This is a genomic window from Sphingobacteriales bacterium (assembly GCA_016706405.1).
Classification (GTDB): domain Bacteria; phylum Bacteroidota; class Bacteroidia; order Chitinophagales; family UBA2359; genus BJ6.
Window position 1 is genome coordinate 1,323,517 of the sequence record JADJJT010000002.1, and the last position, 24,383, is coordinate 1,347,899.

General features: G+C 41.0%; 21 protein-coding genes and 1 pseudogene. 8 read left to right on the forward strand and 14 right to left on the reverse strand.

Annotated elements, in window-relative coordinates; all coding sequences use genetic code 11:
- Positions 1 to 8 precede the first annotated feature (8 nt).
- The 5 genes from IPI59_11435 to IPI59_11455 all read right to left on the reverse strand — a co-directional run bounded on the left by IPI59_11435 (position 9) and on the right by IPI59_11455 (position 5,090).
- Positions 9 to 845 carry a transketolase gene (locus tag IPI59_11435; protein ID MBK7528142.1) on the reverse strand — a complete coding sequence of 279 codons (837 nt, stop codon included), beginning with the start codon at positions 843 to 845 and terminating at the stop codon, positions 9 to 11.
- Between the two features lie 109 nt (positions 846 to 954).
- On the reverse strand, positions 955 to 2,217 hold the full coding sequence (locus IPI59_11440; protein ID MBK7528143.1) for a hypothetical protein: 1,263 nt from the start codon (positions 2,215 to 2,217) through the stop codon (positions 955 to 957).
- Positions 2,218 to 2,246: 29 nt separating this feature from the next.
- Positions 2,247 to 3,119 (reverse strand): DUF4129 domain-containing protein, encoded by an 873-nt coding sequence (locus IPI59_11445; GenBank protein MBK7528144.1) that lies wholly within the window; start codon positions 3,117 to 3,119, stop codon positions 2,247 to 2,249.
- A 74-nt stretch (positions 3,120 to 3,193) separates the two neighbouring features.
- Positions 3,194 to 3,745: a peroxidase-related enzyme gene (locus IPI59_11450; GenBank protein MBK7528145.1), complete on the reverse strand. Its 552-nt coding sequence runs from the start codon at positions 3,743 to 3,745 to the stop codon at positions 3,194 to 3,196.
- A gap of 124 nt (positions 3,746 to 3,869) precedes the next feature.
- The gene (locus tag IPI59_11455) at positions 3,870 to 5,090 is read right to left on the reverse strand and encodes an acyl-CoA dehydrogenase family protein (GenBank protein ID MBK7528146.1); all 1,221 of its coding nucleotides are present in this window, start codon (positions 5,088 to 5,090) and stop codon (positions 3,870 to 3,872) included.
- 164 nt (positions 5,091 to 5,254) lie between these two features.
- On the opposite strand from IPI59_11455, the gene folB reads away from it, so the two are divergent.
- The 3 genes from folB to IPI59_11470 are packed head-to-tail and all read left to right on the forward strand — an operon-like array spanning position 5,255 to position 6,849.
- Positions 5,255 to 5,614, forward strand: a complete 360-nt coding sequence (folB, locus tag IPI59_11460; protein ID MBK7528147.1) for a dihydroneopterin aldolase — start codon at positions 5,255 to 5,257, stop codon at positions 5,612 to 5,614.
- A 13-nt stretch (positions 5,615 to 5,627) separates the two neighbouring features.
- Positions 5,628 to 6,215 (forward strand): GNAT family N-acetyltransferase, encoded by a 588-nt coding sequence (locus IPI59_11465; GenBank protein MBK7528148.1) that lies wholly within the window; start codon positions 5,628 to 5,630, stop codon positions 6,213 to 6,215.
- A 16-nt stretch (positions 6,216 to 6,231) separates the two neighbouring features.
- The gene (locus IPI59_11470) at positions 6,232 to 6,849 is read left to right on the forward strand and encodes a 2OG-Fe(II) oxygenase (GenBank protein ID MBK7528149.1); all 618 of its coding nucleotides are present in this window, start codon (positions 6,232 to 6,234) and stop codon (positions 6,847 to 6,849) included.
- Positions 6,850 to 6,933: 84 nt separating this feature from the next.
- On the opposite strand, the gene IPI59_11475 is transcribed toward IPI59_11470, so the two are convergent.
- Entirely contained in the window at positions 6,934 to 10,197 is a 3,264-nt protein-coding gene (locus IPI59_11475; protein MBK7528150.1) for a glycosyl hydrolase, read from the reverse strand.
- A 343-nt stretch (positions 10,198 to 10,540) separates the two neighbouring features.
- Between IPI59_11475 and IPI59_11480 the strand changes: the two genes are divergently transcribed.
- Positions 10,541 to 11,002: an Hsp20/alpha crystallin family protein gene (locus IPI59_11480; protein ID MBK7528151.1), complete on the forward strand. Its 462-nt coding sequence runs from the start codon at positions 10,541 to 10,543 to the stop codon at positions 11,000 to 11,002.
- A gap of 83 nt (positions 11,003 to 11,085) precedes the next feature.
- Here IPI59_11480 and IPI59_11485 read toward each other — a convergent pair whose 3' ends face one another.
- From IPI59_11485 to IPI59_11495, 3 genes are all read right to left on the reverse strand, one after another.
- Positions 11,086 to 12,378, reverse strand: a complete 1,293-nt coding sequence (locus IPI59_11485; GenBank protein ID MBK7528152.1) for a bifunctional folylpolyglutamate synthase/dihydrofolate synthase — start codon at positions 12,376 to 12,378, stop codon at positions 11,086 to 11,088.
- A gap of 35 nt (positions 12,379 to 12,413) precedes the next feature.
- The gene (locus tag IPI59_11490) at positions 12,414 to 13,634 is read right to left on the reverse strand and encodes a class I SAM-dependent rRNA methyltransferase (protein MBK7528153.1); all 1,221 of its coding nucleotides are present in this window, start codon (positions 13,632 to 13,634) and stop codon (positions 12,414 to 12,416) included.
- A 135-nt stretch (positions 13,635 to 13,769) separates the two neighbouring features.
- On the reverse strand, positions 13,770 to 14,471 hold the full coding sequence (locus IPI59_11495; GenBank protein MBK7528154.1) for a heme exporter protein CcmB: 702 nt from the start codon (positions 14,469 to 14,471) through the stop codon (positions 13,770 to 13,772).
- 206 nt (positions 14,472 to 14,677) lie between these two features.
- Between IPI59_11495 and IPI59_11500 the strand changes: the two genes are divergently transcribed.
- Positions 14,678 to 14,986 (forward strand): hypothetical protein, encoded by a 309-nt coding sequence (locus IPI59_11500; protein ID MBK7528155.1) that lies wholly within the window; start codon positions 14,678 to 14,680, stop codon positions 14,984 to 14,986.
- Positions 14,987 to 15,011: 25 nt separating this feature from the next.
- Positions 15,012 to 15,713 carry a 4'-phosphopantetheinyl transferase superfamily protein gene (locus IPI59_11505; GenBank protein ID MBK7528156.1) on the forward strand — a complete coding sequence of 234 codons (702 nt, stop codon included), beginning with the start codon at positions 15,012 to 15,014 and terminating at the stop codon, positions 15,711 to 15,713.
- A 54-nt stretch (positions 15,714 to 15,767) separates the two neighbouring features.
- Here IPI59_11505 and IPI59_11510 read toward each other — a convergent pair whose 3' ends face one another.
- Entirely contained in the window at positions 15,768 to 17,963 is a 2,196-nt protein-coding gene (locus tag IPI59_11510) for a carboxylesterase family protein (protein ID MBK7528157.1), read from the reverse strand.
- A gap of 494 nt (positions 17,964 to 18,457) precedes the next feature.
- Between IPI59_11510 and IPI59_11515 the strand changes: the two genes are divergently transcribed.
- Complete coding sequence (locus IPI59_11515; GenBank protein MBK7528158.1) at positions 18,458 to 19,552, forward strand: hypothetical protein; 1,095 nt, start codon at positions 18,458 to 18,460, stop codon at positions 19,550 to 19,552.
- A gap of 304 nt (positions 19,553 to 19,856) precedes the next feature.
- A pseudogene (gene recG / locus IPI59_11520) lies at positions 19,857 to 21,999 on the forward strand (ATP-dependent DNA helicase RecG).
- A gap of 138 nt (positions 22,000 to 22,137) precedes the next feature.
- On the opposite strand, the gene IPI59_11525 reads toward recG, so the two are convergent.
- The 4 genes from IPI59_11525 to IPI59_11540 all read right to left on the reverse strand — a co-directional run bounded on the left by IPI59_11525 (position 22,138) and on the right by IPI59_11540 (position 24,329).
- Positions 22,138 to 22,317 (reverse strand): gliding motility-associated C-terminal domain-containing protein, encoded by a 180-nt coding sequence (locus IPI59_11525; GenBank protein ID MBK7528159.1) that lies wholly within the window; start codon positions 22,315 to 22,317, stop codon positions 22,138 to 22,140.
- On the reverse strand, positions 22,317 to 22,454 hold the full coding sequence (locus tag IPI59_11530; protein ID MBK7528160.1) for a hypothetical protein: 138 nt from the start codon (positions 22,452 to 22,454) through the stop codon (positions 22,317 to 22,319). Before IPI59_11530 ends, IPI59_11525 begins: the two co-directional genes overlap by 1 nt.
- A gap of 496 nt (positions 22,455 to 22,950) precedes the next feature.
- Positions 22,951 to 23,874 (reverse strand): class I SAM-dependent methyltransferase, encoded by a 924-nt coding sequence (locus IPI59_11535; GenBank protein ID MBK7528161.1) that lies wholly within the window; start codon positions 23,872 to 23,874, stop codon positions 22,951 to 22,953.
- 80 nt (positions 23,875 to 23,954) lie between these two features.
- Positions 23,955 to 24,329 (reverse strand): hypothetical protein, encoded by a 375-nt coding sequence (locus IPI59_11540; protein ID MBK7528162.1) that lies wholly within the window; start codon positions 24,327 to 24,329, stop codon positions 23,955 to 23,957.
- Positions 24,330 to 24,383: the final 54 nt, after the last annotated feature.

A 24,383-nucleotide genomic window follows, 5' to 3' on the forward strand; every position in this document is an offset into this window, starting at 1 on the left:
TTTTTTGCTTAATAATCGCCTAATGTTTCGGCAAGTTGCGCCAATGCCTGCTGGGTTTGCTCGGCATTAGGGGCTACGCCATGCCATTTATGCGTTCCTTCCATAAAGTTTACCCCTTTGCCCATAATAGTGCGCATTAAAATAACAATTGGCTGACCTTTGTTGGTTAAGGATTTAGCTTTTAACAGGGTATTTTGCAAGGCTTCGTAATCGTGGCCGTTTGTTTGAAGTACTTGCCAGCCAAAAGCCTCCCATTTTGCGGGCAAATTGCCAAGGCTAAGCACTTCATCGTTCGAGCCGTCTATTTGTTGGCCGTTCCAGTCAATGGTAGCTATTAAATTATCTACTTTATGATGGGCGGCAAACATAGCTGCTTCCCAAATTTGTCCCTCTTGCAATTCTCCATCTCCATGCAGCGAATATACTAAGCTGGGGTCGTTGTTTTGCCGCTTGGCCAAAGCCGCGCCAATAGCTACCGACAAGCCTTGCCCCAGCGAACCCGAAGCAATTCGCACGCCGGGCAGCCCCTCTTTAGTGGCCGGATGCCCTTGTAACCGCGAGTTTATTTTCCGGAAACTGGCTAATTCTTTCACATCAAAATACCCACACCGGGCTAAGGTGCTGTAATAAACCGGCGAAATATGCCCATTCGATAAAAAAAACAAGTCTTCGCCTATGCCATCCATAGTAAAAGCGTGGGGCTTATGGCGCATGATGTTATTAAAGAGGATGGTAAAAAAATCGGCGCAGCCTAACGAGCCGCCCGGATGCCCCGAATTAACTTGGGCAACCATGCGTATTATGTCGCGACGAACCTGCGAGGCAAAATTTTGTAATTCAGGAATTGATAACACTTTTAAATATATTTATTTATTTTTTATTTATTTCAGTTGGTTTGGGGCAAAGATAGGGCAATTTTGGCAGGCAAAAAATAGGGCTGTGTAGTTTATGCGATTACCTTTGTGTGCTGCATTGGTCGTAAAATTGTTCTATTAGTTGATTGAAATTGGTCAGTTCGGCATTAGTTAATTTGGTTTTTTGCTGGATTTGCGATATTTGTTCAAACAGTGGTGTTACAATATCCGGATTTACGCCCGTTTTTGCGGCTATCAAATCGTAAAATTCGGGGTTATTTTGCCAGTTAGTCAACCAATATTGAGTGCGCAAAAAATCGTTTAGGTAGGTTATTTTTTTGTGGGCAATATCGGCATGATTGGCGTTTTCGTAGTACAATAAACCTACCGTCCGAACAAATTCGACGGTTGTATTGCTTAACGGCACAACAATAGGTATGGCACGTTGACGGCGTTTAGCTTCAAAGAGCATATATAATAAAATACCTGCCAACATCAGATAAAAAGCCCATTTAAAGGCCGGCAAGGACAAGATATAGCGCAAGGGAGTTTCGTCAACTATAATATTGCCGTTGTAATATTCGTCCCAATAAATATTTTCAATTGTTGCGGGCAAATGCGACCAGGCTATCGCTGCAAAACTTTGTTTTTGCTGGTAAATAGCCACAAAATTGGTAAACATACGCGGCGTACTCGACAAAATTATAGCCCCGCTACCTAATTTTATATGTAGTAGTACCGTTTGATCGAACTCGTTTTTGGCTAACGGCGTATAGGTAAATCCGGGCTTTTTTGTATCTGTTTTCAGGCCGTATTCAACTTCTTTTTTTGCAATACAAAATTCGCTATGGGCAGTTGGTATGGCTTTGTGTAAAAAGTAAATACCAATTGAGTCGGAATTAATTATCCAAGGTTTGGTTGGGTCTATATCATTTTTTGTTATAAAAGGTGTGGGCGTATGCCTTACGCCCAAGGTGTCGCTTAAATACCCTGTAAATGCTTCGGTGCTTAAAAAAGCATAGTTGCCATCAGCAACAAAATCAAACAATTTAGCTGTTTCAAGGCTATCAAAATTAAGATATTCGGTTGTTAAAAAAAATGCCGAATTGCCTTTATTCAAAGCGTTATTTTTTTCAAGGTTTTTACTAAACTCGTAAAAAGACAAAGTGTTTTGCGATATCCTGGCTTCCGGAAAAATATCGCCCAAACGGGTGTACAATCCTTTTGAAGCGTAGGGAATTGTTTGCTGGCTTGCAAAAGTGGGCTTCCAGTTGATGAGTTTGTTGTTGCCAACCTCAGTAACGGTAATTATTGCCAACAAAACGCCTACAAAAGCTAATAGCAAATAGTTTTTTTTATGCATACGAAATAAATTTGCTAGCCGTAATTGATTTAATTATTGTTGACAGGGTATTTTTTTAGTGGTAGTTTTTGCACAATATCCTCTATTGCCTGATAGTTTTTTTGGGCAGCATCGAACTGAACCTGCTTAATCGGAAAATTGCCATAACAAGCATAATCAAACCAATAAGTTAGCTCGGTCATTTGGGGTTTTGCCGGATGCTTTTGTAATTCGCGCAAATAATCTTGATTTGTTTTATGGGCATACCATACTACTTGTTCGGTATCGGCTAAATATTTAAGCGATTTTAGATATAAAATGCGAATGGCGCGATTTAAGTTTTTTTGAGCAATAGCCTCGCGCAGCAAGGTTTCTAAATCAAGTTTGTGAATCTGGTCTATGCCAAGGTCGTTGGCTATTATTTCGGTTTGGTTTAAACGTTTAAATAACAACCAGCGCAAATCGGCTTTAAGCAGGCGCATTATTAAAATAATAAGCGAGGCGGCAAAAAGTATATAAACTACTATTTTAAATAAAAGCTCAATGTGGTAAGATGTAACCCCGTCTAATTTGCCAAAAAGATTTTCAAACTTGTTTAAAATGAATTGCCAAATCTTGTTCAACATTTGTTTAAACCATCCTTCATCTTGCGAAGTTTTGGCATAATTATACAAGGGGTCTTTGCCCATCTCTTTCATTGCATTGTCGTCAAAATGCCTTAAATCGAAGTCAACGACCTTATTATTAAGATTGCCATCTTTTGAGGTGTTTGCCGGGGCAGTAGTACTGCTTCTTGGGTTTGCAGGGGTCTGGGCTTTACAAATAACCGGCAAAACAAGACCAAAATATACAAAAAACAGTATTATTATTGCCAAAATTTGCCCAAACCTAAATACCTCGATATTGTTTGCTGTAGAAGCCACAATCATATTTGACCGTTTAAAAGGTAAAATTACACAATATTATTTATTAGGGGTTGAAGGTTGGTAAGTTTAATTTAATGTTTCCGTATATAACCATGTTGTGCCATGCGTTCGCCCATTGTTTTGTAGGCTTCGTTTTCGCTGGGTTGCCAGGTTCCCAAACCATCAACATAACGATTAAACATACAAAAAGCGGCGGCTATTAATACTGTATCATGTATTTCGTGGTCGGTTGCGCCTGCTTGTTTGGCTTGGGCAATATGGGTTTCTGTAACCATTTTTCCGCCTTGCTGCACTTGCTTAGCTAATTGTAGCAAGGCTTGTAGCTTGGGAGATATATTTTTGCCTTCAAAATTTTGTTTGATGTCGTCTATTAAACACAAATCGGTTTGCAGGTGTGCGGCTGCTGCTGCCCCATGTGAGGCGTGGCAAAAATGGCAGTCGTTCCAAAACGATACCGACGAGGCAATAATTTCGCGCTCGCCGGGTGTTAAGGTCGAGGTGTTTGGGTTGTGCAATAAAGTATCGGCTAACAGCAACAAAGGTTGGGCAGTTACGGGGCTGTAGTGCAACAATCCGGTAATGCCGGGCAATTCCTGCTCGTTTATTAAAGGTATATGAGCCATATTGATTACATTTAAAAGGCTATTTTGTGTTGCAATTGCAGGTACTTAATTTTAGGATAGATTGAAGCCATTTATCCGGATGGATCCGGAATATAAAATACCTTAATCAATTTCCCTTTTTTTCTTAGCCAAATGCGTTCAATCCGGTTACATCTAATCCGGTAATTAATAAATGTATTTCGTGTGTACCTTCGTAAGTTATTACACTTTCGAGGTTCATCATGTGGCGCATCATGGGGTATTCACCGGTGATGCCCATACCGCCACAAATTTGGCGGGCGGTGCGTGCTATATTTAGTGCCATTTCTACATTATTGCGTTTGGCCATACTAATTTGGGCAGGTGTGGCGCGGTCGTCGTTTTTTAGGGTGCCCAAGCGCCAGGCCAATAATTGGGCTTTGGTTATTTCGGTGAGCATTTCGGCCAATTTTTTTTGTGTTAGCTGAAAGCCTCCAATGGGTCGGCCAAATTGTTCGCGCTCTATCGAGTAGCGAAGGGCAGCATCGTAGCAATCTAAGGCTGCGCCAATAGCCCCCCAGGCAATGCCGTACCTTGCCGACGACAAGCAACCCAAAGGTCCTTTTAATCCTTTTACGTTGGGCAATAAGTTTTCTTTGGGAACTTTAACGTTGTCGAATACCAACTCGCCGGTTGCCGATGCCCGCAAACTCCATTTGCCGTGTGTTTCGGGGGTTGTAAAGCCCTCCATACCGCGTTCAACAACTAATCCTCTTATTTCGCCATTTTCGTCTTTTGCCCATACAACGGCTATTTGCGCAAATGGGGCATTGCTTATCCACATTTTAGCGCCATTAAGCAGGTAATGGTCGCCTTTGTCTTCAAAGCGGGTAGTCATGCCGGCTGGATTACTGCCGTGGTTAGGCTCGGTTAAACCAAAGCAGCCCATCCATTCGCCGCTTGCCAATTTAGGTAAATATTTATGGCGTTGGGCTTCGTTGCCGTATTTATAAATCGGATACATTACCAACGAGCCTTGCACCGAAGCCGTTGACCGGATGCCCGAATCGCAGCGCTCTAATTCTTGCATAATGATGCCGTAAGCAATTTGGTCTAAGCCCATGCCGCCATATTGTGTTGGTATATTTGGGCCAAATGCGCCAATTTCACCTAATCCGGATATTATATGGTGCGGAAAGGCAGCGCGTTGGGCGTAATCTTCAATAATTGGCGATACTTCTTTTTTTATCCATGCCCGTACCGACTCGCGAATGAGTTTATGTTCGTCTGTCAGCAACTCATCAACTAAATAATAGTCGTGAAACTGGTATTTGTCTTGTCCGGCAATTTTTGTGTGGGTGGTTTGGTTGTTATCGGATGGGGTCATAAAATTATATTGTTATGTGTTTAATTAATATTATTTTAAATAGGCGTTGGCATTTAAAAAAACGGTCAAAATTTGCTCCGGAATTGTGTTTTGTAGGTCTTATTTAATAATCTAAAGCCTACCTTTGTGGGGTGCAAAACTAAACCGAAGCACAAAGTTACAAAATGCCTACCATTGCGCTCGAAAAAATGCAATTTTTTGCCCATCATGGCGTAACTCAAGCCGAGCAAGACCGCGGCAACTGGTATTGGGTTGATGTTTATTTGCAAGTAGCAGATATTAGTATAGCTGCCCAAACCGATAATTTACAAGATACAATTAATTACGCAGAGGTATATGATTTGTGCAAAGACCTCATTCAAATACCTTCTAAATTGTTAGAGCCAATTGTGCAGCGTATTTTATCCGGATTAGGCACTTTAAGTCCTCAACCTACACATGCCCGCGTAAGGGTAAGCAAACTAAACCCGCCCGTTGGTGGCAAAGCTTTAAGGTCGTTTGTTGAAGACGAACGAATTTATTAATATTATGTAAAATATGCTGCAAAAAATACTTTTATTTGACGATTACAATATTCAACCCGCACAAAATATTACCGAATTTTGGGATTATTTTGAACGACATCGTTTAACTGTGTTTGGTGAAAGCACGCGCCTAAACGAAGACTTATTATTAAGCCCAAACGAAATTGCCGCAATTAAAAAACTAGCACAAAACTTAGGGCAGCCCTTTCAGCTAAATTGGTATATTTGTAAAAAAGATGAAATTATTGGTTGGACGTGCGGAATTCAAACCAACGATGAAACATTTTATATGCGCAATACCGGAATTTTTGAGCCTCACCGCAACAAGGGTATTTATAGCGCAATGTTGCCCGTTTTGTTACAATTTTTAAAAGATGAAGGGTTTCAGTGTGTTCAAAGTAAGCACGTTATAAGCAATAACGCCATTTTAATACCTAAGCTTAAGTCCGGATTTTTAATTACCGCCGTAGAGGTTTCGGCAATGTTTGGCTTGATGGTTTATTTGACTTACTATTTTAACCAACACCGGAAAAATTTATTTGAATATCGAACCGGATTTAAACAGCCCACACCAATAATTAAACACACCTTTGGCCTCTAACCATATAAATAGAACCATGAACAACCCGAACTCAATTTACGAAACAATAATTGACCAATTAATTGCCAACCAATATGCCGAAACCGATTTTCTGCTGCCTTCAAATTTGCTGACCCAGCTTCGCGACATATTGTTGCTAAACCTAGCAAACGGCAATTTTAAAACGGCTGGTACAGGCAATAAAACCAATTTGAATATTAACGAGGCTGTACGAAATGATAAAATTTTATGGATTGACAATAATAATGATGCTTTTGATCATATAGCAAGTCCGGAAAAAGACTATTTCTTGGCCGTACAAGCATTTTACAACTATTTAAACGAAACTTGTTATACCGGTATTCAATCGGGCGAGTTTCATTATGCCGTTTACGAGCCGGGTAGTTTTTACAAAAAACATATCGACCGGTTTAAAAACGACGATTCACGCAAGTTCACTTTTATTACCTATCTAAACCCCGATTGGTTGCCTTCCTATGGAGGCCAATTGGCCATTTATTTGCCCAACCAAACCACCCCAGTTTATATGAACCCAAACTTTGGGAAAACCGTTATTTTTAAAAGTCATATTTTGGCTCATGAAGTTTTACCAGCCACCCGGCAGCGGTTAAGTATTACCGGATGGTTAAAATAAACCCAAATTTAACAAGCCGTCAATACATTTTGAAACTTGTATCTTGTCTGTTTCCAGAAGTAGATAAGAACAAATTTAAGGCCGTTATTTTTTATCCGAAAGCCTTATCGCATCAATGCGCATTTCATCAATACGTTGATTTAGTGCTTTTAGACGCTTCGTCTTTATAGTTTCAAAAATACTTAATTGTTCATCAATTTTGGCAGCAAGGTCGGCATAAACCGCATACGATTGGGCGGTAGGGGCAGCATCAGCCGATAAAACAGTTGATTTTACGCCAGCCAATTTATCGTTTAGCTTTACCGGATGTGCCAGCAAATCTTGTGTGGCTTTTGCGCGGTGCTGTACCAAGGCATCTTCAATTTGCTGCAAAGTATCTAAAATGCCTTTGGTATGTGGGTTTAGTACTTTTATCATTGTCGAATCTTTGCCTAACGAGTTGCTAAAATCGTTGACTTGTTTGCGCAATTTGCGAACTTGGTTTATACATTCATGGGTGGCCGACAGTTTGTCGCGTATTTTTAAGGCAAATTCTAACTGCTCGGCATATTCTGTATTGGTGGTGGTAATGCGGGGGTCTTTTGTAATTTCAAATGGTTGTTGGGCAACTAAGGTGTCGTTTAACAGCAATTCAACGCGGTATTTTCCGGGTATTGCCTGTGGCCCACCTACACCGCCATGCCACATTGGGGTAGCTTCTTCTAATCGGGTAGCGTCATCATAATACATATTCCAGTTAAACAAGTTCAACCCTTTTTTAAGAGGCAATACATCGCCTGGTTTGTTCTCCGGATTTTCGTAAAATTTGTTATCTTGTTTCATGGCTTCGCTGCTACGTTTTTTATTGCTGTAAAACGTGGCAACGGTGTCGTTCTTTTCGGTTAAAAATCGCATTTTTAGCGATTTTTTTGGTTCGGTTTTTAAGTAGTAATATACTTGTAAATTGTTGGGCGCATTTTGCCCGGTTTGCATGGTGGGCGAGTAATAGCTGCCGCCCTCCATCCGGTAAGCAAATTTAGGTTTAAACAGATGCAGCGCATTCTTAGTTATTTGTTGGTTTTGCGTGCATAGTTCGTGTAATGGCGTTAAGTTGTCTAATACCCAAAACGAGCGGCCATGGGTAGCTACTACCAAGTCGCGCTCGCGCGGGTGGATGCGCAGGTCGTGTATTGGGGTGAGCGGTAAATTTAATTGTAAACTTTGCCATTTGTCTCCATTGTTAAACGATACAAAGATACCGCGCTCTGTGCCTGCATACAATAAATTTTGCTGGTTTGGGTCGTGGCGAATGGCGCGTGTATAGGCATTCGCAGGCAATCCGGCGACAATTAAATGCCAGGTTTTGCCAAAATCGGTGGTTTTTAGCAAGTAGGGTTTTTGGTCGCCCAATTTATAACGTGTTGCAGCTACATAACAAGTTCCGGCATCAAAACTTGACGGGTCAATAATGGAAATTAGTGCCCACTCGGGGAGTATATTTTTAGAAGGTGTTACGTTGCGCCAATTTTTGCCTCCATCGGTGGTAAGGTGTATCAAGCCATCATCCGAGCCTGCCCAAATTAAGTCGGGCTGTATAGGCGATTCGGCAATAGCAAATACCGTGCAATAGACTTCGGCGCCGGTATTGTCTTTGGTAATGGGGCCGCCGCTCGACATTTGTTTAGTAGAGTCGTTGCGGGTAAGGTCGGGACTTATGGCTTGCCAGCTTGCGCCCTGATTAGTGGATTTATGAACATGTTGAGAACCAACATATAACACGTTTGGGTTATGGGGCGAGCCCGCAATGGGAAACGTCCATGCGAAGCGCTCTTTTTTACTTTTTGCCGGATTACCGATACCACCTTCCGGATAAACCGATATGGTTTGGTTTTGTCCGGTAGTTTTGTTGTACTTTGTCATTTGACCATCGTATTCTCCGCCAAACGTTATTAAACTGTTTTCGGGGTGCGGTAAGATATAACCAGCTTCACCGCCTGCCACCGGATACCAGTCGCGTTCATCTATGCTCCAGCCATTGGTGCGCGAGGCAATCCGGATGGAGCTGTTATCTTGTTGTGCGCCATATATATTGTAAGGAAAATCATTATCTAAAACAACATGGTAAAACTGTGCCGTAGGAATATCTTGTTGAGTCCATGTTTGGCAGCCGTTAGTAGTTATTTCTGCACCGCCGTCATCGCCCAGAATCATTCTTTCCGGATTGTTGGGGTCAATCCATAAATCGTGGCAATCGCCGTGTTGCACATTTATGCTGTTAAACTTACCGCCGCCATCTATTGAGCGCCAAAATCCTACGTTTAGCACATATAATATGTCTTCGTCTTTTGGGTCGGGGTAAATTTGCGAAAAATACCAAGGCCGTTGCCGCAGGTTTTTATCTTCGTTAATGCGTTGCCAAGTAGCGCCGGCATCGTTACTGCGGTATAAGCCACCGTTTTCGTTTTCTATCATGGCCCAAATGCGGTTGGTATTGGCTGGCGATATGGCAATACAAATTTTACCCAAAACTCCCTTAGGTAAACCCGGCCGAGTTGAAATATTTTTCCATGTTTCGCCGCCGTCCGTACTTTTGTACAGGCCACTGCCCTGGCCGCCGCTGCTCATACTGTAAGCATTGCGGTAAGCCTGCCATAAACAAGCATACATTATATTGGGGTTGCCGGGGTCAAAAATTACGTTTACTGCGCCCGTCGAGTCGTTTTTAGCTAATACCAATTCCCATGTTTTGCCCCCGTCTTTGGTTTTGTACAAACCCCTTTCAGGATTTGGACTAAACACATTGCCCAAGGCGCAGGCAAAGACGGTGTTTTCGTCGTTTGGGTGCACTGCCAAAGTGCTGATTGCATACGATTTTGGCAAGCCAATTTTTTGCCAAGTTTTGCCTGCATCGTTTGATTTATACATGCCGTCGCCATAGCTAATATTGCCTCTTATTTCGGCTTCGCCGGTGCCAACATAAATGGTGTTGGGGTTGGTGGGTGCTACGGCAATAGCGCCAATACTCGATGCGGTAAACACGGTGTCTGATATACAATTCCATGTTTCGCCACCATCGGTAGTTTTCCAAACACCACCGCCGGTGGCACCAAAATAGTAGGTGTTTGCCTGGTTGGTATGCCCCGCAACGGCTAAACTTCGGCCACCCCGCCAGGGGCCAACGCAGCGCCAGCGCATAACGTTATAATACGAAGTATCGAAATTTGTTAGTGAAGTATTTGATTTTGAGGAGGATTGTTTATTTGTCGTTTGGGCATGAAGAAAAATGCCAAATCCGGAAAAACTCGAATATCCGGATAAAAAAAAGATAACAAGCCCTATCTGCAAAATAAAACGAAACATTATGGACATCAAATTAATAGATTGTGAATAGGAAAAAATAAACCAACAAAATACTATGTTTACTGAAGGCTCAAAATTAGTATTTTTTGTTTAAATAAAACTTGGATATCTAATTTGCTTGCTCAAGTGGGAAACAAATAAGAAGCTGGCTTGTTAAAACAGCTTTATATTGCCAAAATGTCATTAAATTTAACAAAACAATGCCATTTTAGCGTTTACTTTTGACATTAAGGCATTAAAAATATAAAACTAACCTGTTGGCATCTCGTTTGCAATACAGAGGGCGTACTTGCTTATTTGCAAAAACAAATTTTTAATCATTTAACTAACCATAAACCATTATTTAATTATTATGATGCACTCTTATTGCCAACCAAAAATGCGCTATCATGCCATTAATTTGCCTACCGTTTTTGACCGTTTAGCCAGCGAATTTTTTAATCTCGACCAATCTTTTAATTGGGGGGGTAAAAATGCAAATTTGGCAGGTCGTGTAAACCTTACCGAAAACGAAAATGCTTTTGCAATGGATATTTTGGTGCCAGGTTTCGATAAAAATGAGGTAGTTGTTAGCATTAGTAACGGCCAACTAACTATTAGTGCCGAACACAAAACGGAGCAAACCAACGAGAAAGCCGATTATATTCGCCGCGAGTACAAACATGCTTCGTTTAAACGCAGTTTTAACTTGTCTGAAAATATTGATGCCAACGCCATTACCGCTACCCACAATAATGGAGTTTTAACCCTTAATTTACCGAAGGTAAAACCCGTTGTTGCCGAACCTACAGTTAAAAACATCGAAATTAACTAATTTTTTCGTGAATTTTTATAACTAACCGCTCCCCCAAACTTGGCCTTAAGTTTGGGGGTTTTTGTTTGCTGTAAATAACCAGTTTATATTACCTCGCCAACTACAAAAATACTACCTCCTACAAACACAGCATCATGAAGAGGATTGGCAGCTTTTAAAGCGGCTTTGTAGGCTGCCTTTACGCTTGGATATGTTTGGCCATGTAAACCAAAACGGGCGGCAGTTGCTTGTAACTCGTCTTGCGACAGCCCTTTTGGAATATTGGCTTTACAAAAATAATAAACGGTATTTTTTGTTGGCAATAGTTGCAAAATGGCGTCAATAGATTTGTCTTTACTAAACCCAATAACCAAATGAAGTTTTTGTGCATTTAAAGCTTGTAACTGGGTGGCGACAAATTTTATACCGGCTTCGTTATGGCCGCTGTCGGCAATAGCCAAAGGGTGCTGCTGTAAAACATGCCAGCGACCAATGAAATTGGTAAGCGGTTTAACTTGGTTCAGTCCGGCATAAATCGCTTCTTTAGGTATAATAAATCCTTGTTGCTTCAGTGTTTCAACGGATTGTAAAATAGAGAGCAAATTGTGGCGTTGAAAATCGCCGGTTAGGTCGGTGCTTAAATCCGGATAAATTAATTGGCCACTGTTTTCAATATTTGCTTTGCAGCCCAACAAGTTTTGCTCAAAGTTCTTGATTTCTAAAATTTGGTCGGCAAAAAATATCGGTGCAGCCATGTTTGCCGCTTTTTGAATAAAAACAGGTGCCGTTTGCGGGTTGGTTTCGCCAATTACAACCGGAGTTTGGGCTTTAATGATGCCGGCCTTTTCGGCGGCAATTAAAGGCAAGGTATCGCCAAGCATGTCGGTATGGTCGAGGCTAATATTGGTAATAACTGCCAATTCCGGATGTATAATATTTGTCGAGTCTAAACGGCCACCTAAGCCAACTTCTACAACGGCAACATCAATGGCCATTCTTGCAAAATAGTCGAAAGCCATACAAACCGTAGCTTCAAAAAAGGAGGGGTTTATATCTTCGAGTACCGGCTGGCATTTTTTGACAAAATTAATAACTGCTTTTTTGGGTATGTATTGACCGTTTATTTTTATCCGCTCCCTAAAATCGCGGTAATGTGGCGACACGTACACGCCTGTTTTATAGCCTGCTGCCTGTAAAATTGCGGCAATTCCATGGGTAACCGAGCCTTTTCCGTTGGTTCCGGCAACGTGAACACTTTTAAATTTAGTATGTGGGTTGTTTAAAAATGCACTTAGCGCAAGGGTATTGTCTAAATCTTTTTTATAGGCTGCCGCACCTATGCGCTGGTACATGGGCAGTTTTTGATATAAATATTCTAAGGTTTGGTTGTAATTCAAGGGAATGACGCTGCTTTTAAAATGAGTAATTTAGTTTAAAAAACTTGTACTACCAAGCCTTTTAAATAAGCACCTTCGGGATGGAAAATATTTACCGGATGGTCGGTAGGGGCGGCCAAATGATGCAAAATGCGCACGCTTCTATTGGCTTCGATGGCTGCGGCGCATATAGTATCGTTAAACAACTCGCGGGTTACAACCCCCGAACACGAGAAAGTAAACAAAATGCCCCCTGCCTCAATTTTGCGCATAGCCTGAGCATTTAGGCGTTTGTAGCCTTGAACGGCAGCATGACGAGCAGCTAAATTTTTGGCAAATGCAGGTGGGTCGAGCACAATTAGGTTAAACTGGTTGGCTTCGGTTTGTTGTAAATAGGGCAAAACATCAGCGGTAACGGTTTGATGGCGGGGGTATGAAATTGGGCTATCGGGTACGGCAGTATCCGGAAAATTTTGTTGCACATTTTTGTTTGCCCAATCAATTGCCTTTTGTGAGCTATCAATACTTACTACTTTTGCCGCCCCATTTTGCAAGGCATACACCGAAAATCCGCCCGAATAACAAAAAGCGTTTAACACGTTCGCATTTTTTGCGTAGGTAGCCAACAGTTTTCTATTGTCGCGCTGGTCTAAAAAAAAGCCTGTTTTTTGCCCTAATTCCCAGTCAATCCAAAAATTTAGTCCGTTTTCTGTAACCCAATCTCCTTTGGCGTTGCTAAATTTTGCGTTTGTTGATAGCTGCGCCTCTTCTTGCCACAGGTAACCGTTTGTAGGCAGTGGGTAAGGCGAGTTTTTAGGCAGTGTATCGGCGCTTTTATTGTATATAGCTATAATTGGTTGGTTGTAAGGCGGTAAAATTTGCAATAAGGCGGCAACAATTTCCGTTTTTTGTTTGTAAATACCCCAATTATGAGCCTGAAAAACCGCTACCCTGTTGTAAATATCTATAATTAAGCCCGGAATTTCGTCTCCTTCGGCGTTTACTAACCTAAAACAGTTGGTTTGAGAGTTGTTTAATAATCCTAATTTTTGGCGGCTATTTAAACACATGCTTAGTTTTTTACCCCAAAATGTTTGGTCGGTGGTTGTTACTGCTTCAAAACTTACTATGCGTGCCGAAATACTGCCTTGTTGCTGATAAAATGCTGAGGCTAAAAAAGTGCCGTCTGCAGTCTGGATGTGCACTAAATCGCCTTCGCTTGGGTTTCCGGATATATTTTTAATGGCTCCGGAAAAAACCCAAGGGTGCCGGCGCATTATTGAGGCTTCTTTTCCTTTTTTTAAGTGTAAAATTTTTGGCACTGAAAGTGTTTGGTTCACGTAACTAATTAATTAAATAAACAAGTAAATAATCCGGATAATTGACATAATAAATGGATAAGAGATTGTCATTTATTCTTTCCAAACAAACTGAAATAAAATTACCGACAACACTAATAAAAGTACGTTTATGGCCAATAAATTGCCCAAATCGAGGGCAAAATTAGCGTTAAATGTATCAATTAGAGCAATTTTTGACAAGGACAGAAGCAAAATAAATACCGGAATAATAATCGGGAAACTTAATATAGGCATAAGCGCGGCATTACCCCCCGTTTGCGCCGCTATTGCCGATACCAAGGTAAAACAAAACGAAAAACCAACTGCACCTAAAAAAGCAATTACTACAAATAAACTCATATTTTCAATGGGGTTGCCAAACAACATACTGAATATAATTAAACCTAAGCCGGCAATAATAATTAGCAGACCGCAATTGTAAAGCAGCTTTGCCATAATAATAGCTTGCGGACTGGCTAAACCGTAGTAAAAACGCATCCGCTCGCGCGACTCGGCCATAAAACTTTTGGCTACAGCGTTTACGGCGGCAAATACTAACATAAGCCAATATAAAGTTACCCACGTAAGGCCGTCAATACGTTTAAAGGCCAAAAACGACAGCAATGCCGTTGCCACAACATATAATAACAATCCACCCACCGCCGATTTTTGTCGCCACTCTAATTGCGCATCTTTTTGTATGAGGGTATAAACTTGCTTCCAAAAATTATTTTCTTTAAAAACTAAATTAGCATTTTTATCGATTGTGGACATGTTAAATTAACAATATATTAGTATTAAAAAATATTTTGAACAAGTTATGTTTTGCTTTCTATCCTGCAAAATTGCAAAATTATCTTTTGATTTAGACAAAAATGTTTTATTTTACCAAGAACCTTAGTGCAAATTGCCAAAATCGGCAAAGGCAAACGTCTAATAAAATAGGGTGCAAATAATTTTAATTAATGTACTTTACGATTATGAATACGAACCAATGGTTTTACCAGCTTAATTTAATTTCGTTAATAGCTACCGCAGTTAATTTTTTGTTTTTTATTCTCCTGTTAACCACTGCTATTGATGTTTCACTTTTTTTAATGATATCTTTAGGTTCTATAAGTTTGATGGGTGGTATTACTGGTGTGTTTTGGGGCAAAACCAAATTTATTAAATATTGCTCGGCAATTAATATTGCCGTAGCTGTATCTATGTTGGCCACTACTTTTTATATTGCTTATGCAGTGATCAAAATTTTTAATAGTTTTGCAGCTTTAATTGGTTTGATTTAGTTATTGGGCAATAATAGACACATAGATGCCATTTTACCAAAAAATAACAATCGAAGAAACTTGTTTTGTTGCTATTTGGCAACTTACCGAATCAGTTGAGGCATTACTTGAACAAATTAACTTCAAAGTACTACAATTTTACCCAGAAAAATGGGCAGCCCTACAGCATCCCCAAAAAAAACGGCAATGGTTGGCGGTTTTGTGCTTATTACAACAATTATTTCAAAGCTCGGAGAATGACAATAAAACTGCCGACCCCCTACTTAAATATCATCCATCCGGAAAACCGTATTTGCCACAGTTTCCCCAACATCAAATAAGTATTAGCCACACCTCAAAATGGGTTGTTGTGGCCGTTAATACCCAAGGTGGTCCTATTGGTGTGGACGTAGAATTAATTTCGCCCAAAGCCTTAAATATTGCCCCACGTTTTTGTTCGCATTACGAGTTGCGTTTGATTCGAGAGGTAGAACCCTCGCGTTTACAAGCGTCCTATGCTACCATTTTTTGGACGTGCAAAGAAGCTATGTATAAATTAGTTGGACGAAAAGGACTTAGTTTTAGCGAGAATATACGCATTACATTATTTTCTGACCCTTATCCTGATGATTGGGCGGAAATGGACGGCGAAGTTCTTATTGCCGAAACTAGACAAGTTTTTAATTGCAAATTGCAATACCGTTTATTAGAGAAAGATCATTTTATTGCCATTGCCACTAAGGCCTAAGAGCGTCAATGGCAAGACTATTTTTAACTTCTATTATAATTATCCGGATAGATTTTAAGGGTTTTGTACTTCCCAAACTCCTATACTACTTGCGTTGGGGTGGTAAAGATTAAAATCGGCAACTGTAATATTGCCATCCAAATTAAAATCGGGCTTATAATAACCGTTTAACAAAGCGGTCATGCTGTTATACACGTTAAAATCGGCAACGGTAATATTGCCCGAGGCATCGGCGTCGCCGGCACGCAGCAAGGCAATGCCGCTCGCGCTGTATATTTGTTGGCCTATGCCGTAGACCTGTTGCACCTGCGTACTAAAATTCCATGTCATAGTGTTTGAAACCGGCAGTGCTTGCGCGCTCATAACGCCTAAATGGTTACGGTGCCTCACAATTACGTAGTAAGCTAAGGTGGGGTTAATATTGGCCGATAAAGTAATAAAAGTATTGCCATTGGTTGCCCTAATGCTGCCATCGGCAAACAGCAGCGCTGCGTGGCGCTCGGCTATTTGGGTTGTGTTTTGTTGTGGTCTAAGCTCTATTAGCACCCAATCAACTACTTGCGAGGGTAGGGTGGGGGTTGCTTGGTTGCCCGCATACCACCAAGGTGCGGTATTAAAGGGCTGCGTATTGGGTAAAAGATCTTTACTGCGCAGCGTAGTATTCATAGTTTGGGTATTATTGTTAAAACTACCTTCTAAAAAGCAGGTAACGGCTAAGTTTGCGCAAGGCGTGTTAAAAAATACCGAGGTCGAATATTGACTTTGAGTTTCACTACAAAGTGAGCTAATTTGCATTTCGTATTGACTACATGGGCTTAATCCGGATAAAATTTTAAATCCGGAATCACCGCCCGAAGTGGTCGCCCAAGTATTGTTTCCGTTTATTTGCCGGTATCTTATTTCAGTTTCAAAGCCATAAGGCTCACTCCAACTAATATCAGCGCTGCCTAAACCTATATTGGCAGCAGTTAAATTAATAGGTACAGGTGGATTTACAATGTTTACGGACATATAGGCGGTATCACTTTCGGCCACTAACGAGTTAATTTCGCGCACCGTAATACTACCCATGCCCGGCGTTTGCCAATTTACCTGAATGCTGTTTTGTGTGGCATCGCCAACAATTTGCCCCCCCACTATTTGCCAGCACCAAACACTGCCATAGTGGTGTGTTACCGAGTAGGTTTCGAGGCCGTTATTGCAAGCCGTTGCATTGCCTAAAAGGGTTGGTTTTGTAGGTTTTAACAAGTGATGATATAAAAATAACGCCGTTTTTTCATTTATAAAATCTGCGTTGGTAGGGTTTGTCCAAAGCTCGTGCCCTTGCCCTTCAAAGGGATAAAATTCAAAGGCTAAGGGGATGTTTGCAGCACGCTCACTTATTGGTTGCGAGCCATATAATACCGGAAAAAAGCCTGTAGCCCCAAAAGGAACACCCGCCCCAATATTTACAATATTATCGTTGGTGCCATGAAACGAAACAATAGCCGCTTCGCCAGCATCCATAAAAAGGGTATCGCCAATGGCACCCCATAGGTTTACCACTGCCTTGGGCGCTCCGTTGTGTACGTAATTGTTACCCGAGCAATCAATGCAGCCCAGGTCGGGCCAATCGGGCAAAAGTGGTTGGTCAACGGTGTAGGTTGGTATTAACAAGGGCGAGGCTGCGCGCTCGGCATCGGTTAAATACGCGGTATGTATGGAGGCGACAGCACCGGCGCTATTGCCTCCGGCAAAAATATAGTTGGTATCTATGCCATAAGTGCTGGCATGCTCTTTAAAATAACGAACGGCAGCCCTAACATCTTGCCCCGCCCTATAAACAGCCCTAATAGCAGTGCTTTCGTTTAGTATATTGTAACCCAAGCGGTAATCAATGGCGGCTGCCACATAACCTTTGCGGGCTAAGGCTTTACAAAATGCTACCAACTCTATTTGGCTTTTAGTGCCAACCAAAAATGCACCGCCAAAGGCCACAATTACCAATGGGCGTTTGGTGCACGTGTCGCCGGCGGGGGTGTATAGGTCAAATTTAAGGTTTTGACTATAAGTGCTTGTTTCTGAAATATATGGCGGATACATTACCGCTGTAGCTGTAGCGTAGGTAGCTACATTAGTTTGCGTGTTGGCAGTAAAAATATCGGTGCGATAGCGTTGGTTAGTACACGATGCCGGCGGTTGGGCTGTTACCGGCTGCAATAAAAATACACCAATAATAACAATTATAAAGGTAAAAAAGGCTTTCAACATAGTTTATTGGGCAGGCAGTTTATTAATGGCGCAAATTTACGATATTATTTTAAGCTTGATAGTGATGATTTTTGAAGCGAAAACTTGCTCTGCAATAATTTTTCCGGAAGCATTAAGAACCCCGTTATTTTAATTTCTAATTAGCGTTTAATGCTTGGTTTTTTATCCGGATAAGAGACAACGAAGAGGTTTCTCCGGAAAAAACAGTAGGTGCTGCTTTGTTCTCAAAATCATACCAATCCTATAATCAAATTAATCATAAGTTTAGGCGTTTTTAATGCTAAAAATATTTAAGATTTAATAGTATTGTGTATAATTGCTTTTAACTGTTATATTACTGTGTTTTATCAAAACCATTCAATCAGGTTGTTCGTTAAAATGTACAGGGTTTAGTTCTCCGACAAAACCTGAGTCTAACCATGAAATAAGAAACTTTCTAATTAACACCCCTACTTTTTATTATAATATTAATTCATATAAAACCTTATTAAAACATGATTAAATTTAATTTTGTCTCTTTGAGGGCAGTATTATTTTTGTTTGTCTTTATTTATGCACTATCTATTGTTGTGGGCTGCAAAAAAGACCATTCCAACCACAACGAAATACCTTACCAACCTTATGCGGTATATGTTGCCGAAGAGGATGAAGGAAAAATTACAGTCATTAATCCGTTAGAAAACAAAGTAGTTGGCAGCATAGTAATCAGCGACCACCACTCGTCTCAAATGGGGCTTATGCCGCACAACGTACAGGTGGCACCCGACGGAAAGTCTGTTTGGGTAACAGCCACAGCCCATGATGGCGGAGACATGGAGCAAGTTATTGTGATTGACCCAGTTGCCAATCATAGTATCTTAAAAAAGATTAATGTCGGCGTTAATCAGCATCTTGGGCATATAGTGCTCGACACTGCCTCAACCTACGCATTTGCAACTGCCAATGAAGCTGGCCAGGTTATACAAATTGATGCCAAAACCTACACCGAAGTGAAAAGATATAACCTTGGCGCAACGTATGAACCGCATGGCTTGAGGTATTCAAAAGGAAATCTGTATGTGGCTAATATGGGGGCAAAAAGCATGTCGATAATAAATATTTCAAGTGGGCAAATAGATGAGGTACCTTTAGGCGGAATGGCAGTACAAACCGCTGTTACTCCGGATGGAAAATATGCCTTTGCCTCTTTATATGATACAAAAGAGGTTGCAATGTATGATATACAAACTAAACAGGTTACCAAAATAGCACTTCCGGCAGGGGCTTTGGGGCCAATACAATTATATCCTACTCCCGATAATAAGTTGCTTTATGTTTGCGACCAAGGCGGTGTTGGAACCGACCCTGTTTCTAACAAAGTATATGTTATTGATATTGCCGCTTCATCGGTAACCAATACTATTGATGTGGGCAATGCGGCACATGGTGTTGTAGTAAGCAATGATGGGCAAAGTGTTTATGTTACCAACAGCAAAAGCAATACAGTTTCTGTTATTGATGTAGCCACCCAAAAAGTAACCCATACCATATCAGTTGGCGAGGCCCCCAACGGCATTAGTTATAAGTTTCCAACGGGTGGAATGCAATAAACAGACTTACTGCATTTTAGTTTGACCACAAAATAATTAGGATTTAAACTTGTAAATTTTTTCAGAAGATATCCCCACGTTTTTTCAACTTCCCCGGCAATGAAGAATCATCTTCTTTGCAGGGGATTTTTGTTTTTTATCCGGATAAAACCATGCCGGCGGCTAAACTTTAAATTTAAAACAACATGTGTTTAATCAAAAAATGTAACAGTATCCTCCAAAAATAATACACTTTTTTTTAAGAATACTAAAAAAAACGCTATCTTAGCGGTTTGCTTTTTCTTGTGTTACCATTAATGCAAATATGGCGCTAAACCCTACTGCTCTACTTTTAGAAACCCCAATTGAATACCTTAAAGGCATTGGCCCCCAAAAGGGCGAACTGCTTAGGGCCGAGCTAAACCTCATTAGCTTAGGCGACTTATTAGAGCATTACCCTTTTAGATACATTGATAAAACCCAAATTTACCCGATAGGCCAAATTAATCCCAGCACGCAGTTAGTACAAATTAAAGGGGTTTTGGGTAAATTTGAAGAATTAGGCGAAGGACGAACCCGCCGCCTTGCCGCTACCTTGTCTGACGATACGGGCAGTATTGAGTTGGTGTGGTTTCAGGGGTTTGGCTATGTAAAACAATACCTTACTCCCGGAAAAATTTATTTAGTATTTGGAAAACCAAGCCAATTTGGGGCAAAATTTAGTATCTCGCACCCCGAAATTACCCCATTTGTAACCGAACTTGCCGACAACACCGAAACAAATACGGCTACGGCAAAATATGAACCCGTTTACAGCTCGACTGAAAAACTAAAAACCCGCTTTTTAGACAGCAAAGGCATCTATAAACTTATCCGGAATTTATTTGAAAAACTTCAACCCGAAAAAGACCTGCCCGAATTTCTTCCGGAGGAAATAAGGCAACACTACAAACTTATAAATCGTGCCGATGCTTATCGTTATATCCACTTTCCGGAAACCGAAGCGCAAATTGCCGCCGCTCAACGCCGCATAAAATTTGAAGAGTTTTTTTTTACTACAGTTGCGTATTTTGTTGAGTCGCAACAGTAACCGGCAAAACAACCAGGGCTGGCGATTTCCGGCACTCGAGTATTTTAACAGTTTCTACAACCAGCATTTGCCCTTTGCCCTAACCAACGCCCAAAAACGGGTGCTGCGCGAAATTAGAAGCGACACCCTTGCCGGCAAACAAATGAACCGCTTGTTGCAAGGCGATGTAGGGAGCGGCAAAACAATAGTGTCTTTAATGGCTATGTTAATGGCTATTGATAATAATTGCCAGGCCTGCCTAATGGCGCCAACCGAAATTTTAGCCCAACAACATGCCAACAATATAGGGTTAATGCTTCAAAACCTGCCTATTACAGTTGGTTTGCTTACCGGAAGCACCAAAGCCAAAGCTCGCAAAGAACTGTTGCCCCGGCTTGCCAACGGCGAACTTCAAGTATTAATTGGCACACACGCTTTATTAGAAGACCCCGTTCAGTTTAATAAACTCGGTATGGTGGTTATTGACGAGCAACACCGGTTTGGTGTAGCGCAACGCGCGCGTTTATGGGCAAAAACCACCGTGTTACCGCATGTTTTGGTTATGAGTGCTACGCCCATACCGCGCACCTTGGCCATGACTATTTACGGCGATTTAGATGTTTCGATTATTGACGAACTGCCCCCCGGACGCAAACCAATTAAAACAGTACATTACAGCGAGCGGCAAAGGCAAGCCGTTTTTGACTTTATGCGCCACGAAATTGCCTTGGGCAGGCAAGTGTATATTGTTTACCCACTGATTAAAGAAAGTGAGGCTTTGAGCTACAAAAACCTGATGCAGGGCTACGAAATGTTGTCGTTTGCTTTTCCGCAACCAACCTATACTATTAGTGTAGTGCATGGCAAACTTAGCCCCAGCGAAAAAGAAGCCGAAATGCAGCGATTTAAGCAGGGGCTTACGCAAATTATGCTTGCCACAACGGTTATCGAGGTAGGCGTAGATGTGCCAAATGCCAGCGTTATGATAATTGAAAGTGCCGAGCGTTTTGGCCTGTCGCAGCTACACCAGTTGCGAGGGCGTGTGGGGCGGGGGGCAGCGCAAAGCTATTGCGTACTGCTTACTGGCGACAAACTTACCCACGATGCCCGTGTGCGTATGCGCACCATGGTAGCCACTACCGATGGTTTTAAAATTGCCGAAGTTGATATGCAGTTGCGCGGCCCTGGCGATTTAGACGGCACCCAACAAAGCGGATTAGTGCAGTTTAAATTGGCCGACATAGTAAAAGACAGTGCGTTATTGGCCGAGGCAAGGGCTGCAGCCTCAAAACTTTTAGATGCCGATGCTAATATGCAAAACCCGGATAACCATAATTTAAAACAGTTTTATGAGGCTTGGCGCCGCGAAAGCCGAAGTAAATGGAGTCGTATATCATAATGGAATTGTTTTTTTTAAACTGATTTCCAGCCTATTTGGAGTAACAATAAAATGGCTTTAACTATAATAAATGCGGCTAAATGTAAAGCTATAAAAATAGGAATTACTAACAAACCAATCTTGCAAAACAATGCATCGTTACCGCAACAGCGTAATATTTCCTTTTTGCGTTTCGGTTAATCCGGATAAAGGGTTGGTGTAGCTGAACATATATACATACACGCCAACGGGTGCGGGGGTGTTGTTGGGTAAAACACCGCTCCAACCATCAAAGGCATTTCCGTTAAAAACACGCTGTCCGTAACGGTTATAGACAATTAGCTGCGCTTGGGTTGGTTAAAAGGGTCTTGTTGGGCATAGGTTTTTAAATTGGGGTATAGCGCTAAGTTAAACATAACAATAAGGCTATACATTACCCCCCCCACTAAATTAAAGTTTTTAACAACATGTTTCATTTTATACTATTTTTATGGATGAAAAAATTGGTTGTTTAAATCTGCCAGCAATTTAATAATTTTTATTATCAGCAAACAAAACTTTATTGCCGTTTTTTGCTCAAATATATAAATTTATTTTTTGGTTATGTGTAGTTTGCTCAAAAACAAATAGCCTAAGTTGTTACACTATTTCCATAGCTTAGAACCCCAAGGGTTCAAAGGTTTATAGAACCGGTTGTGTTGGGTTTTATGCGACCCCGTTGGGGTCGAACCCTGTGTATATTTTGGTTTTCTATAAACATAATATCCCTTCGGGATTGGTTAGATTTGTGCAAAAATAGGGGTGAAATTTTCCATGCTATTTGCACCACTTAGAACCTGATTTTACCTGATTTGTTGCTTGTATTTTCTTTTATCCGGAATTAATTGCTGCTGATTAAAACTTTCGCTAAAAACCAATAATGTTTAAATTTTAAAACCTGCCTTTTCTTTCTTTTGTTCTTGTTCAACGAACCTAATTGCCTTCAGTTAAGTTTTCTAACCAGGCGTATTGCATATTGGCGCAAAGCGGCTGGTAATATTCGTATTGCTGGATTGTAGCTTTGGGGTGGTAGAGCAAATATTGCGGCGATTCAACTATCCGGAAATTATTTTGGCTGGCAAGTTCTAAAATTTTAGGCCATTCAATATGGTCGTCGGGCCAAACGTGCAGGTCGCCTTCGCGCTCGTAACGAGGGTTTACAAATAGTTTTTGAAAAATTGTTTTAACAAAGGGCAAGGTAAATAGTTCGCCGCGTGTAATTAAGCCGCGCAGGTGCTCGTAGCGGGTCATTCTTACAATTTGTTGCCATGCCTGTAAGGTGGGGTCGGGTTGCCAATGTTGTGCTGCGTGTTCGTGGTCAATTAAAACAAAACCTTGTGGCGCACATATATCGAGTAGATTTTTTACCGCATTTAAGTAGTTTGGTATATGGTGCAGCACCGAATAAGTTGTTACTAATTGAAACGAATTAGGTGCAAATGGCAAGCGTTCGCCTTGTATGACAACGGTTTGCAAACGGGGCAGGTCGTTAAGAGGTGTTTTTTGCCGCAACAAATTTAGCGATGTTTCAGATACATCGGCAGCGGTAACATGGCAGCCCAATGCCAATAATTTGAGGGTAATATTGCCCGTGCCAGCGCCTACATCGCAAGCATGAACCTGATTGGCCGGCATAGGCAATGCCGTTACCATTTTTTGCAACAACTGTGTTAGCCGTTCTTGCTCAACGGGGTTGTAAATTTCGGCATGTTTTTGGTCGTACCACTTGGCAACGTGGTTGTGGGCATCAATATTATGTTTAATTTGCTGTGCCGAGGTGTTTCCCTCAGCAGTAGTACCGGTACTTGCTGAATGGTTAGAGTTAGAGGAGGTAAACGGTGCATTTTGATTTTCCATGGGGCAAAAATACGCCGTTCATTCTATTTTTTATCCGGATAAAAAAGTGCAGTGTAAGTTTTTAGTCGATAAAAGTAGTTTTAGTTGTAGTAGTTTAATGTAATGTCATGGTTTTCAAAACCATAACGTTTAAGGGTTGCATTGGTGTTAAAACTTTGAAACTTAACTACTTGGTTATATTCATTTGTGTGAATAATACCTGTAACTTCGCAATAGTGGTTGAAAAAAAAGCATTCGGTAATCGTCCATCTGAATGTAACACAAGTAATACTTTTTGCGTTTTCGTCGTTGTGATAATCAGTTTTTACAGTTAAACTTTCAAAGTTGCCGTTTGTTTGTCGTAGTACATCCAAACCAACATTGTGTAGTTGTTGGTCGCTTGGTTTAAAACCCTTACGGGTTGCCTTGTCTATAAAAAATAGAAAAAGCAGTAGTGAGAAGATGATTGTAACCATAAAAATAACACGTAAATTTGGTTAAAAAATAATTTGATATAATATAAGTAAAAT

Bases quoted from the DNA above. Each gene is read 5' to 3' on its own strand.
- IPI59_11440 (MBK7528143.1), bottom strand. From the start codon at position 2,217: ATGCATAAAAAAAACTATTTGCTATTAGCTTTTGTAGGCGTTTTGTTG.
- IPI59_11450 (MBK7528145.1), bottom strand. From the start codon at position 3,745: ATGGCTCATATACCTTTAATAAACGAGCAGGAATTGCCCGGCATTACC.
- IPI59_11455 (MBK7528146.1), bottom strand. From the start codon at position 5,090: ATGACCCCATCCGATAACAACCAAACCACCCACACAAAAATTGCCGGA.
- folB (MBK7528147.1), top strand. From the start codon at position 5,255: ATGCCTACCATTGCGCTCGAAAAAATGCAATTTTTTGCCCATCATGGC.
- IPI59_11465 (MBK7528148.1), top strand. From the start codon at position 5,628: ATGCTGCAAAAAATACTTTTATTTGACGATTACAATATTCAACCCGCA.
- IPI59_11470 (MBK7528149.1), top strand. From the start codon at position 6,232: ATGAACAACCCGAACTCAATTTACGAAACAATAATTGACCAATTAATT.
- IPI59_11475 (MBK7528150.1), bottom strand. From the start codon at position 10,197: ATGTCCATAATGTTTCGTTTTATTTTGCAGATAGGGCTTGTTATCTTT.
- IPI59_11480 (MBK7528151.1), top strand. From the start codon at position 10,541: ATGATGCACTCTTATTGCCAACCAAAAATGCGCTATCATGCCATTAAT.
- IPI59_11490 (MBK7528153.1), bottom strand. From the start codon at position 13,634: ATGCGCCGGCACCCTTGGGTTTTTTCCGGAGCCATTAAAAATATATCC.
- IPI59_11495 (MBK7528154.1), bottom strand. From the start codon at position 14,471: ATGTCCACAATCGATAAAAATGCTAATTTAGTTTTTAAAGAAAATAAT.
- IPI59_11500 (MBK7528155.1), top strand. From the start codon at position 14,678: ATGAATACGAACCAATGGTTTTACCAGCTTAATTTAATTTCGTTAATA.
- IPI59_11505 (MBK7528156.1), top strand. From the start codon at position 15,012: ATGCCATTTTACCAAAAAATAACAATCGAAGAAACTTGTTTTGTTGCT.
- IPI59_11510 (MBK7528157.1), bottom strand. From the start codon at position 17,963: ATGTTGAAAGCCTTTTTTACCTTTATAATTGTTATTATTGGTGTATTT.
- IPI59_11515 (MBK7528158.1), top strand. From the start codon at position 18,458: ATGATTAAATTTAATTTTGTCTCTTTGAGGGCAGTATTATTTTTGTTT.
- IPI59_11530 (MBK7528160.1), bottom strand. From the start codon at position 22,454: ATGAAACATGTTGTTAAAAACTTTAATTTAGTGGGGGGGGTAATGTAT.
- IPI59_11535 (MBK7528161.1), bottom strand. From the start codon at position 23,874: ATGGAAAATCAAAATGCACCGTTTACCTCCTCTAACTCTAACCATTCA.
- IPI59_11540 (MBK7528162.1), bottom strand. From the start codon at position 24,329: ATGGTTACAATCATCTTCTCACTACTGCTTTTTCTATTTTTTATAGAC.